This window comes from Nocardia jiangxiensis NBRC 101359, from assembly GCF_000308615.1.
In the GTDB taxonomy this organism is placed as follows: Bacteria; Actinomycetota; Actinomycetes; order Mycobacteriales; family Mycobacteriaceae; genus Nocardia; species Nocardia jiangxiensis.
Genome location: NZ_BAGB01000173.1, coordinates 26,568 through 40,022 on the forward strand (window position 1 = coordinate 26,568; position 13,455 = coordinate 40,022).

Here is a 13,455-nt window from a genome sequence, read left to right on the forward strand (position 1 = left end):
GGCCATGCTTGAAATCGTTCTGATTCTTACAGTCTCAGCGCATATAACGTGCTGCGCAAATCGATTAGATTCGTAACATCCGTGATCCGGACGCTTAACAACCGACTGATGGAGTGAACTGCATGGCCTTCGTACGACTCACCGGCGTCACCTATCACGACCCGGACTCGGCTCATGACAGTTACATCCTGTTCACCGGCGCCGATTCGATCACCCGCCTGATCGATACCAGCGGCGCGGTCCGGCACGAGTGGCCCTTCGCGGGCGTGCCGCCGCGCATCATCGATCCGGCGCTGGCGGGCGGGCGGCTCGGCGAGGTCGGGCTGCGGCTGTCGTTCAGCGGCGATCCGCGCGGCGGCATCTACGCGAACGGCACTGTGGGACAGCTGAACTGGTCCGGTGAGCGGGTCTGGGAATGGGGTACCCAGGCCCCGGGCGGCGCGGCGCGGCAGAACCACGACTGGGAACTACTGCCCAACGGGAACCGGCTGCTGCTGGTGACCATTCCGCGCGTGGTGCCCGCGCTGGGGCCGCATCCGGTCGGCGACCAAGGGCTCTACGAGGTCGATCCGGACGGTGCGATCGTGTGGGAATGGCGCGTGGGCGACCACCTGGCCGAACTGGGATTCTCCGAGTCGGGCTGGGACACGTTGCGCGAGACCGTCGCTCGCGATCCGGACGATCCGTGGGGCTATCTGGAGATCAACAGCGCCAAGACCCTCGGCCCCAACCGCTGGCATCGCGCCGATCCGAACAGCGTGTTCCATCCGGACAACATCCTGATCAGCTCCCGCAAGGCGAATATCATCGCGCTGATCGACAAGGTGACCACATCGATCGTCTGGCAGGTAGGTCCGTACTTCGACGCGGCACCGGGCGCGCAACACCAGCGCATCAACGCGCACAAGGTTCCGCGTGCGCTCGATCAGATCTCCGGACAGCACAATCCGCATCTGATCGCCGACGGACTGCCCGGCGCGGGCAACATCCTCGTGTTCGACAATCAGGGCGGAGCCGGGTATCCGCCTGCGCCACTGGGCATCTACGCCGGATCGCGGGTGCTGGAGATCGATCCGGTCACCGAGCAGATCGTTTGGCAGTACACCGCCGAGGACTCCGGGCTGCCGTCGTGGACGTTCTTCAGCTCCTTCGTCGGCAACGCCCAGCGCCTGCCCAACGGCAACACGCTGATCACCGAGGGGATGCAGGGCCGGATCTTCCAGGTCACTCCCGAAGGACGCGTGGTGTGGGAGTACGTCTCGCCCTACGAGGGACTCGGCGTGGGTGGTGAACCCGAGGTGGGCGAGCCGCGGGTGCCGGGCGTGGATCGTCTCACCTCGACGCCCATGGTCTACCGCGCCCAGGCCGTGCCTTTCGACTGGGTGCCGCTCGGCGCGCCCGAAACCGCGCCCGTCGCAGTCGATCTGCGCACCACCGCGCATTCGAGTGCATAGCAGAGAGAGTTCGGACCAGATGACATCGAGCCTGCACATCAGGGCCGGGCATGCGGACCCGGCGACGGCGAACTTCGCGCCCGACCGGGCGCGGGGGTGGCGGAAACTGCCGGGACTACTCGGCCGCCGCTGGCGCGTGGCCGGGGGAACGATCGCCGGAATCGTATTGGCGGCGCTGCTGTGGTCCGTGGTGGCCGCCACCGGAGTCTTTCCGCGCCAACTGTTTCCGGCCGTGCCGCAGATCATCCGCGCGGGGCACGGGCTGTATACCGATGGGCTTCTGCTCCCCGATCTGGGGGCCAGCCTGGGCCGGGCGATGCTCGGTCTGGTGGTCGGCGGCCTCGTCGGGATCGGAGCGGCGATCCTCACCGCGAACACCGGCGCGGGCCGTCGGTTGCTGCAACCGGTGCTGCGGCTGCTGTCGCCGGTGCCCACGATCGGGCTGGTCCCGCTGGCGATCCTGTGGTTCGGACTCGGTGAGAACAGCAAGATCCTGGTCATCGCGCTCGGTGTGTTCGTGCCGGTCTGGATGAACAGTCACTCCGGATTCGCCGGTACCCCGCCGGACTATCTGCAGGCCGCGCGATGCCTGGGCGCGGGGCGCCGGCAGACGCTCACCCGGATCGTGATCCCCGAGGCGATACCCGATGTGGTCGCTGGGGTAAGAGTCGGCGCGGCAATGGCTTTCGTGCTGATCGTGGTGGCCGAGATGACCGGAACCACCGCCGGAATCGGCTATCGGATCTATCAGGCGCAGCTGTATTCCCAGGCGGATCGGCTGATCTTCTGCCTGATCGTGCTCGGAATCCTCGGCGCGCTCTGCGATCTGGTGATCGTCGCGATCACCGCGCCCGTGCTGCGCTGGGCCAAGGAGGTTCGCTGAAATGGCTATCGCGACACAGGATCTGGTCCTGCAGTTCCCGGGAAATCCGCACCCGACCCTCCGGGGTATCGATCTGGCCGTACCCGACGGCGCGTTCACCGTACTCGTCGGCGCGTCCGGGAGCGGGAAATCGACACTGCTGCACTGCCTCGCCGGGCTCATCGCGCCCACCTCGGGCACGGTCACCGACGACGGCGAGCCGGTGCTGGCGCCCGATCCGCGCCGGGGCGTCGCCTTCCAGCGGGACGTGTTGTTCCCGTGGATGAGCATCGCGGGCAATATCGAATTCGCGTTGCGGGCAAGGCGATTCCCCGCCGGGCAGCGTCGCGGACGAATCGAGGAACTGCTCGAACTGGTGGGCCTGCCCGCCGACATCGCCGGGAAACGGCCCAATCAACTCTCCGGCGGCATGCGCCAGCGGGTGGGCCTGGCCCGGATGCTGGCCGGTGAACCCGACATCATGCTGATGGACGAGCCGTTCGCCGCGCTCGATGCCCTGACCCGGCTCAATATGCAGGATCTGCTGATCGATCTGTGGACCCGGCTGCGGCGCACGATCGTCTTCGTCACGCACGACGTGGACGAGGCGATCCGGTTGTCCGACACGATCAGCGTGCTGCACGCCGGGCGCATCACGAACCGGATCACCAACCCGCTCGATCGGCCCCGCCCCGCGGACACGCTCGCCGACCAACCCGGATACAGCGAGCTGCGCCGCACGCTGCACCACGAACTCGGGATCGATCGAGATCACGAAAGCATCTCTCCCACAATAACTTCGACATCACGCTGAATCACGAAGGCAAGAACATGACATCGCGTACCCGCCGGCCGATCACCGTGGTCGCCGCACTCCTGACCCTGCTCGGATCCCTGGTCGCCTGCACCGGAACCGGTGATTCCGATCCCACGACCCTCACGGTCGGCTTCGTCGTGGATCCCTCGTGGGCGCAGATACCCGTCGCCGAGCAGAGCGGATACTTCAGCAAGCGCGGGGTGAAGGTGAAGGTGGTCGACTTCGCCACCGGCGTGGAGGCGTTGCAGGCACTGGCCGCCCACCAGGTCGACGTCACCACCGCCGCCGATGTGCCCACCGCCGCGGCGCTGACCCGCACACCGACCCTGCGCATCGTCGGGGACGGATCGCGGTGGCAGGGTTCGCGGATCCTCGCCCGCCGCAGCGCCGGAATCACCTCCGTGAACGACTTGTCCGGGAAATCGATCGGCACCCCACTGGGTACCAGTGCGGCCTACTTCGCCTCGAATGCGTTGTCGCACAGTAATATCGACGCGAAACTCGTCCAGGTCGCGCCACCGGCGGCGGTGACCGCCGCGACGCAGCGCAACGTCGATGCGATCGCCATCTTCCAGCCGTACCAGGCCCAGGTCGAACAGGCCCTCGGCGGCGACGCGGTCGAACTCGCCGGTGGAACCTACGATCAGCACAGCCTCTACCTGGCCACCGACACGGCGGTATCCGGCAAGTCCGCCGCACTGTCCGCCTTCCTCGCCGCCCTGAACGATGCGAGCGCCCAACTCACCGCCCGCGCCGCCCCGGCGATCTCGGCCGTCGCCGCTGCCACTCAACTCCCGGTGGACCTGCTCACTCGCATCCTCCCGGAGTTCGACTACACCATCCAGCTCCCCGCAGACCTCCCCGGAGCCCTTGCCGCCCAGGCGAACTGGGCGAAGTCGCAGGGGGCGGTCGATCGCTCGGTCACCCTCCCGGACTACGCGACCTTCCTCGACCGCGACTTCCTGCCGAAGGCCGGATAGTCAACCGGGGGCTGTCAATCCAGGCAGAACTCGTTGCCCTCCGGGTCGGCCATGACGATGTGTCCTGCGGACATCGGGGGAGCGGGATCGTGGCGTTGTAGCCGGGTGGCGCCGAGTGCGACGAGGCGGTCGCATTCGGCTTCCAGGGCCGTCATACGGTCCGGGCCCCGCAGGCCGGGGGCGGCGCGCAGGTCCAGGTGCAGGCGGTTCTTGGTGATCTTGTCCTCGGGCACCTGCTGGAAGAACATGCGTGGGCCGCGGCCGTCGGGATCCTCGAGGGCGGATCTGGTGTTGCGCTGGTCCTCGGGGATGCCCAGGCCCGCGAGGAACTCGTCCCAGGCGGCGAGCGGGTCGGCTCCGGCGGCCAGGGTGACCCCGGGCGGGCCCGGGTGGATGTAGCCCAGCGCCTCGCGCCAGAAGCCGGACAGTGCGCGCGGGTTGTGCGCGTCGACGGTGATCTGGATCTCGCGGCTCATCGGGTCGCGCCCTCGGTGTGCAGGTAGAGGTCGCGCAGTAGGCAGACCTCGGCCATGTGGTGGATGAACTCCCGGTGGATGTGCAGGACCAGGGTGGCCATCGGTTCTTTCGGGAAGGGCTCCTTCTCGCCGACCGGGGTCCGCAAGGCGTCCTCGTCGAGGCCGCGCACCCCGGTCAGCCAGATACCGAGTTGGGTTTCGAGCTGTTCGAGCGCGGTGGCCGCGTCGCCGGCGTAGTCCCAGGTGTTGTAATCGGTTGCGGGCGTGCCGAAATGCGCCGCGTTGCGCATGGCCAGGACGCCGACGATGACATGGCCCAGCCGCCAGGCGATCGTGGTGAACGGCACCGGATCAGGTTCGGGGTAGGCGAAATCGATGGTGAACTCTCCCGAGCCGCCCTGGATGGCGGCGTTGGAGTGGCCGCGCGGATGAACGTTCCACGGATCGGGCACCGGCGACCAGAAGTACTCCTGGTCGGTCAGCCCGGCCAGGCGCGGGCGCACCTGGTTCTCCCAGTGGTATTCACACTGCTCGCGCAGTACACGGTTCCAATCGAGTCGGTCTGTGGTCATGGGCACACCCTGACACGACCTGCGGACAGGAACGGTCCGCAGCCTTTGGCAGTCTGAGGATATGGATACGGTCGATGATGACGGGCGAGGTACCACCGAACGGGTGCTGACCCTGCTCGGGCTGTTGCAGCAGCGTCAGATCTGGACCGGTCCGGAACTGGCCGACCGGCTCGGGGTCACTTCGCGCACGGTGCGGCGCGACGTCGAACGGCTGCGCACACTCGGCTACACCGTCCATTCCGGGCACGGTATCGGCGGCGGCTACCGCCTGGGCCCCGGCCCGGACCTGCCGCCGCTGCTGCTCGACGACGAGGAGGCCATCGCCACCGCGGTCGCCCTGCTCGTCGGTGCGGGCGGCGCGATCACCGGCAACGGCGACGCGGGACTGCGGGCGCTGGCCAAACTCGACCGGGTGCTGCCCACCCGCCTGCGGCACGAGGTGGCCGCACTGGCCGGTGCGGTGGAATCCTTCGGCGGAGGCCGCGCGCCGGTCGATCCGCGGGTGCTGATGACCCTGGCCCGCGCGTGCCGGGACGAGGTCGAGGCGGGATTCGGCTACCCGTCCTCCACCCCGCCGGATCGGCGGCGCGTCGAACCCTATCGCCTGGTCGCCTCCGACCAGCGCTGGTATCTGCTGGCCTACGACCTCGACCGGGACGACTGGCGCAGCTTCCGGGTGGACCGGATGACCGAGGTCGCCGCGCGGACGTGGCGTTTCCGGCCGCGCGAGATGCCGCCCGCGGCGTCGTACGTGCAGGAGGGGGTCGCGGTGCGGGCGTATCCGCACCGGGCCCACCTGCTCGTGCGGGCACCGGCCGACACGGTGCGCACGCAGATCCCCGGACAGGCCGCGGTCGTGCGCCCGCGCGAGGACGGGAGCTGCGAAATCCTCAGCGGCGCGGACGATCTGGACCTTGTCCTGCTGCACGTTCTGCTGCTCGGGCACGAGTTCACCGTGCTCGACCCGCCCGAACTCGCACAGCGCTGCCGCGTCCTCGCGGACCGGCTCGTGGCCGCCGGTGCGGCCGAATCCTGAGTAGTGCCGGTCATCCCGCGGCAGGCGCGGCGCGCAACACCTGAAAACCCGCCTGCTCCACCACGATCGGAATACGCCGGGCCGCGCGCAGATGCTGAAGCTGTGCGGCGTCGGGCAATTCGTCCCAGGGCAGCGGCAGCGCATCGTCCCGGTCGTGCCATTCGGACAGATTCGTGAACCGCGCGGTGATCCGATCCTGCATCCAGTGGCCGTATTCGAGTTCGGCCAGTCTGCGCACCTCGGCGTCGTCGAGTTGTGCCGCCAGCTCGCGATCGAAGGCGGGCACCATGAAACAGCCGATCGAGGCGAGGTTCTCGCCGATGCGGCGGGCCTGCAACCGGCTCGCCGCACGCTTGCGGTCGGCCAGCTCCGCCCACGGGCGCAGCACATCGGCCTCGGCCGGGACCCGACCGGTGGTCATGGCCTCGTGCACCCGGGCCTGATGTGCCACGCGTTCGCTCGTATCGTGCATCGCCTGCGCCAGCCGCTCGGTGACCTGACCGGTGACATATCCGGTGAGACTGTCGATCACCCGGTCCTGCGCGATGAACCGCTGCTTCATCCGGCGGCATTCGTGCAATACCGCCTGGGCGTCCAGGAAGGTCTGCTCCGAGCGGCGATCTCCGGTGCGTCCCAGCACATCCTGGCCGACCATGATCACGATCATGAACACCAGCTGAGCCAGCGAGGACAGAAACGTCATGAACAGGAACGGATATCGATCGAACCGCTGAACCCCGGTCTGCGCCAGCACGATCCACAGAATCTGCGTTCCGGCCGCCAGGTAGAACGCCCATACGCTGCCCAGCCGGGTGGTCAGCCACGCCGCGATCCGGTCGTTGAAGGTGACCGCCTGATCGGCGGCCTGCGGCGGATCCTGCACCCGGTGCTGTTCGATCCACGGATGCGGACTCGACTCGAGCAGGCTCAGCCCGCGGCTCAACTCCCGATCCTGCCGGTCCAGATGCGCCTGCAGATCCACGACCTGCTGGAACACCATCTCCGTGTTCTCGTAGGTCTGCACCGAGCGGCGGTCCGCCGCGGCGCTCAGGACGCGCTGGCCCACCAGGATGACCAGGCACAGCACGAGTTGCGCGACATTGTTCAGGAACAGCAGGAACGGGAACGGATACGGATCCGCCCGATGCAGCGGCGGCCACCAGGTCGCCAGCGCGGCGTACACGGTGAACGCCACCAGCACCAGGTACAAGGTGGGCATCGAGCCCACCGAACGGGTCACCGCGGCCGCCACGGCATCGTTCACGCCGATCCGTTCGTCGGCCATCAGCACGGGGGATCGCTGCTGGTCGGGCATTGGTTCGGCGCTGTTCAACAGTTCAGTCTCCTCGGATGCGAAACCGGATCGGCTATGCGACAACGGTATATCCCCGCAGCGGGAGGGGGTCGAACTGCTCGGCGATCGCGAGTCGATATCGCGGATCAGGCGGATGTCGGTGACGTGGCGCGAATGTGGCGGTAGGTCGCGCCCGGATGGTCCGCTGCGAGATGCGATCCCGCGCCGCCGAGTCGTTCGCGCAGAGTGCCGAGTTCGGGGTGGTCGGGGACTCGGCCGCGGCGGCGCAGTTCGGGGACCACGAGACGGCCGAAATCGGCGAAGGTGCCCGGAGTGGTGACGTACGCGATGTTGAAGCCGTCCACGTCGGCCTCGGCGATCCAGCGTTCCAGCTCGTCGGCGACCTCTCCCGGGTCGCCGACCAGGAGCGGCCCGCGACCGCCCAACCCGATCTCCTCGGCGAGCAGGCGCGGGGTCCAGGTGCGGTCCGGGTCGGCGGTGGTGAAGGACGCGAGTGCGGACCGGTTGGCGTCGGTATCGGTGTAGCGCAACGGTTCGTCGGGATCGAGTCCGGCCAGATCCACCCCGGTCCAGCCGCCGAACAGGGCGAACGCGCCGCTCGTGCTCACCAGTTTCCGGTACTCGGCGAGTTTCGCCACGGCCCGCTCGTGCGTCTCGGCGACGATCGGGGTGACCATGGTGAAGACCTTGATCGAACGTGGATCGCGGCCGAATTCGGCTGCGGCGGCACGCAATGCGCGCACCGGTCCGCGCACGACCTGCGGGGTCGGACCCGAGACGAACACCGCCTCGGCATGTGCGGCGGCGAACCGCACACCGCGCGGCGAGGCTCCCGCCTGGAACAGCACGGGCGTGCGCTGCGCGGACGGCTCACACAGGAACGGGCCCGGCACGGTGAAATACCGTCCGCTGTGGTCGATGTCGTGCACCTTAGCCGGATCGACGAACACCCCGCGCTCGCGATCGCGCACGACCGCATCGGATTCCCACGACCCCTCCCACAGCTTGTAGCAGACCTCGAGATACTCCTCGGCGATCTCGTAACGCTGATCGTGTGGAATCTGCGTGCCGAGCCCGAGATTGCGTGCGGCGCTGTCCAGATAGGAGGTCACGATATTCCAGGCGACCCGGCCGCCGGTGAGATGGTCCAGCGTCGAGAGTCTGCGCGCGAGTGCGTACGGCTGCTCGTAGGTCAGCGAGAGGGTGACGCCGAAGCCCAGCGTGCGCGTCACCGCGGCCATGGCCGAGATCGCCAGGCTCGGATCGTTGACCGGGAACTGCGCCGCATCGGTGATCGCCGCGTCCCGGGAGCCGCCGTAGACGTCGTACACGCCCAGGATGTCGGCCAGGAACAGCGCGTCGAAACCGCCGTCCTCCAGGGTGCGGGCCAGTTCGGTCCAATAGTCCAGTTCGCGATAGCGGTGGCCCTGATCGTCGGGGTGCCGCCACAGGCCCGCCGATTGATGTCCGACACAGGCCATGTCGAAGGCGTTGAGATGGATCCGACTCATACGTGCTCCCCGAGATCATCGCGGTAGGTGTCCCGCGCGACGTGCGCCGAGACGAACGTGATCGCCGCCAGCACAGCGAAATACACCACGATCAGCCACGGCCGGCCGCCGCCGATGGACAGCAGTGCGGCCGCGATGAGCGGCGCGAATCCGCCCGAGAGCACCGCGCCGATCTGATATCCCAGTGATGCGCCGCTGTAGCGCACCCGGACGTCGAACAGTTCGGCGAACCACGCGGCCTGTGGACCGTACATGGAATCGTGAACGATGTTGACTCCCACCACGATCGCCAGTACCACGGCGATCGCCGAACCGGTCGCGGCGGCCACGAAGAACAATGCCAGCGCGAAAACCCCCGCTCCCGCGCCGAACAGATACAGCGGACGACGGCCCACCCGATCCGACAGCAGCGCCCACCCGGGGGTGCTCAGGAAACCCAGCGCAGAGGAGATCAGCACCGCGATCAGACCGACCTGACTGCCCTTGCCGAAGACGGTGTCCAGGTAGGTCAGCGAGTAGGTGGTCAGCAGGACGAACAAGGCGATCTGGGACAGTCGAAGTCCCGTGGTGAGCAGCACATTTCGTGGTTGGGTGCGCAACACCTCGATGACCGGGAGTCTGGCCTGCGCGCCGTCGCGGCGCAGGCGTTCGAACACCTCTGCGTCGGTGAGGCGCAATCGCACCAGCAGACCGATCACCACCAGGATGATGCTGAGCAGGAACGGGATTCGCCAGCCGTAATCGAGGAACGCCCGCGATCCCAGGCCGATCCGGGTCCCGGCGAAAACGCCGGTCGCCAGCAGCATTCCGGCCGGTGAACCGAGTTGGGTGAAACTGCCGAACAGCCCGCGCCGACCGGGCGGGGCGTGCTCGACCGAAAGCAGCGCCGCGCCACCCCATTCCGCGCCGACGGCCAGACCTTGGATCAGCCGCAACGCCGCCAGCAGCGCCGGGGCGGCCACACCCGCCTGCGCATAGGTCGGCAGTACGCCGATCGCGGCGGTGGCAACTCCCATCAGCAGTAACGCGCCGACCAGGACGGTCTTGCGGCCCAGTCGATCCCCGAGATGTCCGGAGACGACCGCGCCGATCGGCCGGGCCCCGAATCCGGCCGCGTACGTGGCGAACGAGGCCAGCGTGCCCGCCGTGGACGAGACGTTCGGGAAGAACAGCGGTTTGAACACCAGCGCGGACGCGGTGGCGTACAGGTAGAAGTCGTACCACTCGATGGTGGTGCCGATCATGCTGCCCACGGCGACCGTGCGGGCCCGGACGCCGGTACCGCTCGGTGTCCGGTCGAGAGTAACCACAGTCGGGCAGGCTAGGCCGCTCCGACGAGGTGCGTAAGGTTTGCCATCGGCGTGATCCGAACCGCGGTGGCGTTGTCGTTCACCGCCGTCGCGACCGGACGGCGATCGGGCTGCGGCTACGTCCCGATGACGGCGTTCATGATCGTTCCCGCGCTGGTCGCGACCAGTCCGCCGATCATGGCTCCCGCCACCATCTTCGGTGACTGGGAGCCGCCGCCGGTCCACTTCTCCCAGGCGAAATGGCCTCCGGCGTAGACGATTGCGAGGATCCCGGACATGATGACGAACCAGGTGAAGTACCGCACGAGCTTCATCAATTTGTCCGCCGCGGGCGGTGTCTCGGGGGTGGGGTTGCCGACCTGCGCGAGAACGGCTTCGTGAAGGTGAAGGGCCACGAGAATCATGACGAGGCTCTTTTCGCAATCGTGGAGCTTGCCCGATAACTGTCGTGAGAATCTTAGTGGCAGAGCGTGATTGAATGCCACCTGATCGAACGTCGTTGCCCTGCAACGCTGGTAGTGGCAGCACAAGGGCCGCAGCGGTGGGTGGTTCGGCAGCGGATGTTCAGTGCCGCTCGGCCGCACCGGCACCTATCATGTGCGCGGACTCTCTCCGTAGCCGATCCGCGGGCCAGGGCAGCAGCACTACTTTGCCGACGGCCGCGTTGTCCTCCATGTATCGGTGGGTCGCGGAGAGCTCGTCGAGACCCACGACACGGTCCACGGTGGGGCGATAGAGCCCCGACTCCACTTGGTGGATGATCCGTTGCAGAACGTCTCTGCCCGCACGGCCTCGAAAGTCGTTGCTGTGAAAGGTAGTGAGCTTGGTGCCGGACGGGATCATCGCGATCGGTTCGAAGTCGTGGAGCGTCCAGCCGCTCAAGGAGCCTGCGACGCAGACCGTCCCGCCGCGGCGTACCAGTCGTAGCGAGTCCACCGCGGTGGCGGCTCCCACCAGATCCAGTACGTGATCGGGGCCGTCGGGCCAGACGGTGTGCACGGCGTCGGCGAGCGATGCGCCCTCATCGACCAGGACGTGCTGGACGCCCGCCGCGACGAGTGCGTCGATTCGGTCGCGTCGCCGGGTCGTGGCCGCGATCCGGGCGCCGTAACCGGCGGCGATCGACACCGCGGCCAGCCCGACCGAGGAGGTTCCGCCGCGGATGCGGATCAGCAACCGGCTGCTGGCGCCCGGCGTGAGCCCGGCCGCGTCGAGTGCACCCTGTGCGGTGAGGTAGGTCTCGGGCAGGGCAGCCAGGACGTTCCAGGGCAGTGTGGTGTCGACCGGCATCAGCAGCGCATCGGGCAGCAACGCGTATTGTGCGTAGCCACCGTCGAATTCGCGTCCCATCTCGCCCATCACCGCCGCGACGGTGGTCCCCTCGGGCAGCGCCGGATCGGTCGAGACCGCCACGGTGCCCACGCATTCGATGCCCAGCACTCGCGGGAAGGTGACGCTGGGGGAGTGGCCCTGGCGGGTTCTGAGTTCGGACCGGTTCAAGCCCGCGCCGCGCACTCGGACCAGGGTCCAGCCCGGACGGATCGTCGGAATCGGCAGGTCGTGGATCTCGAGTACGTCCGGGCCTCCCGCGCCGACGCAGACCGCCGCCCGCATCGTGGTTCTGTTCCCGGGCTCCGGGTGAGTGGCGTTCGTTCGAAGGTTGTCGTGCATAGGCCCACTGTCGTGCAGTGACGGTGTGGCTGCCCACCGATAGAATGCCAGGTTGTGCCCGTAGCCCGCCAGCCTTCCTCAACGGGTGCCACATCGCGGTTGTGGCCCTCCGGCGGGGTGCATCTGTGGCCGACCGGGGCGACGAGCTCGCTGCATTCCCATCGTCGCGGACACCTGGTGTACGCGGCCCGCGGCGTGCTGTCGGTGCGCACCGAACGTGGCACGTCGATCGTTCCGGCCAACCGGATCGCCTGGACCCCAGCCGGATTCACGCATCGGCACCGGGCGCACGGGGACACCGACATGCGGATCGTGTTCCTGTCGCCGTCGCTGGCGCGGATCCTGCCCGAACGACCCGTCGTCTTCACCGCGTCCGGTCTGGCTCGTGAGGTCGTGCTGAGTCTGACCGGTCCTCGCGAGTACGATCGTGCCGCTCGCACCCGGCTGCATCGAGTCCTGGTCGACGAACTGCGCGAGGCCCGCGAACAACCGCTGCAACTGCCCGAACCGCTGGACGACAGATTGCGTGCCGTCGCGCGACTGCTGTACGAAACCCCCTCGGACAACTCGTCATTGGCCGAACTCGGCCGCGCGGTCGGTGCCGGAGCCCGGACGCTCAGCCGCCTGTTCCGCAACGAGCTCGGCATGACCTTCTACGAGTGGCGGACCCAGGTGCGCATTCATCACGCCCTGGTCCTGCTCGCCGACGGCCACGACATCACCTATGTGGCCCACGCGTGCGGATGGGCCAACCCCAGCGGCTTCATCGCGGCCTTCACCGGCGTCGTCGGTACCACCCCGGGCCGCTACCGAACCGGAGGGACCACCGAGTGATCGGGCGGCTTGCGCCGTTGCCCATGTCGCGTGCGGCGACCTCCGCCTCGGTCCACGATCCGCGGGAGGGGCGAGTACCCGATCGGTGAGGCGGAGCCGCCGGAGGCGAATATCGTTGCCCTGCACCGCAGGTAGGGACGGCCCGGCAGACCGCCGGTGTACTTTTGCGTCGTGTCGAATACTCCACGCCTTCCCGGGCTCACGCTGGCCGAGGCCGACCATCTGGTGAACACCGCGCTGGCGGTCGGCGCGGAGCGGGGTTTCCCGCCGCTCGCGGTCGCCGTCCTGGATGTCACCGGTGAGGTGGTCGTCCTGCGGCGCGGTGACGGCGGCATGCCCATGACCAGCCGGATCGCGGTGGCCAAGGCGCGAACCGCGTTGCAGGCGCTGCGGTCCTCCGGCCGGATCGACCTGCCCGGCAGCATCGTCGACAGTATCCAGCACCTCTACGGCGGCGACTTCGTCCCGTGGGCGGGCGGGGTCCTGATCACCGACGGCGACGTCGTGCTGGGCGCCGCGGGCGCGTCCGGCGCCCACGCCGTCGAGGACGAAGAGGCCGTGCAGACGGCGGTGCAACGCTGGCAGGAGGACCGCCAGCGCTGAATCATCCCAGGGCG

The 13,455-nt window shown here is 68.2% G+C and carries 14 protein-coding genes; 7 read left to right on the top strand and 7 right to left on the bottom strand.

Translation table 11 applies throughout. The features are described from left to right. Window positions 1–122: 122 nt before the first annotated feature. Genes ON40_RS45580 through ON40_RS45595 form a run of 4 tightly spaced genes read left to right on the top strand, consistent with a single transcriptional unit; the run spans window position 123 to window position 4,113 of the window. Entirely contained in the window at window positions 123–1,454 is a 1,332-nt protein-coding gene (locus ON40_RS45580; protein ID WP_040832159.1) for an arylsulfotransferase family protein, read from the top strand. 19 nt (window positions 1,455–1,473) lie between these two features. Continuing rightward, window positions 1,474–2,337: an ABC transporter permease gene (locus ON40_RS45585; protein WP_040832160.1), complete on the top strand. Its 864-nt coding sequence runs from the start codon at window positions 1,474–1,476 to the stop codon at window positions 2,335–2,337. Window position 2,338: 1 nt separating this feature from the next. Next, window positions 2,339–3,130: an ABC transporter ATP-binding protein gene (locus ON40_RS45590; protein WP_040832161.1), complete on the top strand. Its 792-nt coding sequence runs from the start codon at window positions 2,339–2,341 to the stop codon at window positions 3,128–3,130. A 17-nt stretch (window positions 3,131–3,147) separates the two neighbouring features. Then, window positions 3,148–4,113 carry an ABC transporter substrate-binding protein gene (locus ON40_RS45595; RefSeq protein ID WP_040832162.1) on the top strand — a complete coding sequence of 322 codons (966 nt, stop codon included), beginning with the start codon at window positions 3,148–3,150 and terminating at the stop codon, window positions 4,111–4,113. Between the two features lie 14 nt (window positions 4,114–4,127). On the opposite strand, the gene ON40_RS45600 is transcribed toward ON40_RS45595, so the two are convergent. Together ON40_RS45600 and ON40_RS45605 are read right to left on the bottom strand one after the other, a co-directional pair. Then, entirely contained in the window at window positions 4,128–4,589 is a 462-nt protein-coding gene (locus ON40_RS45600; protein WP_040832163.1) for a VOC family protein, read from the bottom strand. Then, a complete protein-coding gene (locus ON40_RS45605; protein ID WP_040832164.1) occupies window positions 4,586–5,161 on the bottom strand; it encodes a DinB family protein in 576 nt (191 codons plus the stop codon). Before ON40_RS45605 ends, ON40_RS45600 begins: the two co-directional genes overlap by 4 nt. Window positions 5,162–5,222: 61 nt before the next feature. Between ON40_RS45605 and ON40_RS45610 the strand changes: the two genes are divergently transcribed. After that, the gene (locus ON40_RS45610) at window positions 5,223–6,197 is read left to right on the top strand and encodes a helix-turn-helix transcriptional regulator (protein ID WP_040832165.1); all 975 of its coding nucleotides are present in this window, start codon (window positions 5,223–5,225) and stop codon (window positions 6,195–6,197) included. A 10-nt stretch (window positions 6,198–6,207) separates the two neighbouring features. On the opposite strand, the gene ON40_RS45615 is transcribed toward ON40_RS45610, so the two are convergent. The 5 genes from ON40_RS45615 to ON40_RS45635 form a co-directional block, all read right to left on the bottom strand. After that, the gene (locus tag ON40_RS45615) at window positions 6,208–7,530 is read right to left on the bottom strand and encodes a DUF1003 domain-containing protein (RefSeq protein ID WP_157186830.1); all 1,323 of its coding nucleotides are present in this window, start codon (window positions 7,528–7,530) and stop codon (window positions 6,208–6,210) included. 107 nt (window positions 7,531–7,637) lie between these two features. Beyond that, a complete protein-coding gene (locus tag ON40_RS45620) occupies window positions 7,638–9,023 on the bottom strand; it encodes an LLM class flavin-dependent oxidoreductase (RefSeq protein WP_040832167.1) in 1,386 nt (461 codons plus the stop codon). Further along, window positions 9,020–10,267 carry an MFS transporter gene (locus ON40_RS45625; RefSeq protein WP_040832327.1) on the bottom strand — a complete coding sequence of 416 codons (1,248 nt, stop codon included), beginning with the start codon at window positions 10,265–10,267 and terminating at the stop codon, window positions 9,020–9,022. Before ON40_RS45625 ends, ON40_RS45620 begins: the two co-directional genes overlap by 4 nt. A gap of 182 nt (window positions 10,268–10,449) precedes the next feature. Next, complete coding sequence (locus ON40_RS45630) at window positions 10,450–10,737, bottom strand: hypothetical protein (protein ID WP_040832168.1); 288 nt, start codon at window positions 10,735–10,737, stop codon at window positions 10,450–10,452. Window positions 10,738–10,897: 160 nt separating this feature from the next. Then, on the bottom strand, window positions 10,898–12,004 hold the full coding sequence (locus tag ON40_RS45635; RefSeq protein ID WP_083896435.1) for a zinc-binding dehydrogenase: 1,107 nt from the start codon (window positions 12,002–12,004) through the stop codon (window positions 10,898–10,900). A 177-nt stretch (window positions 12,005–12,181) separates the two neighbouring features. Between ON40_RS45635 and ON40_RS45640 the strand changes: the two genes are divergently transcribed. After that, window positions 12,182–12,838, top strand: coding sequence for a helix-turn-helix transcriptional regulator (locus tag ON40_RS45640; RefSeq protein WP_218008998.1), 657 nt, complete (start codon window positions 12,182–12,184; stop codon window positions 12,836–12,838). Window positions 12,839–13,009: 171 nt separating this feature from the next. Then, window positions 13,010–13,441, top strand: coding sequence for a GlcG/HbpS family heme-binding protein (locus ON40_RS45645; RefSeq protein WP_218008999.1), 432 nt, complete (start codon window positions 13,010–13,012; stop codon window positions 13,439–13,441). Window positions 13,442–13,455 lie beyond the last annotated feature (14 nt).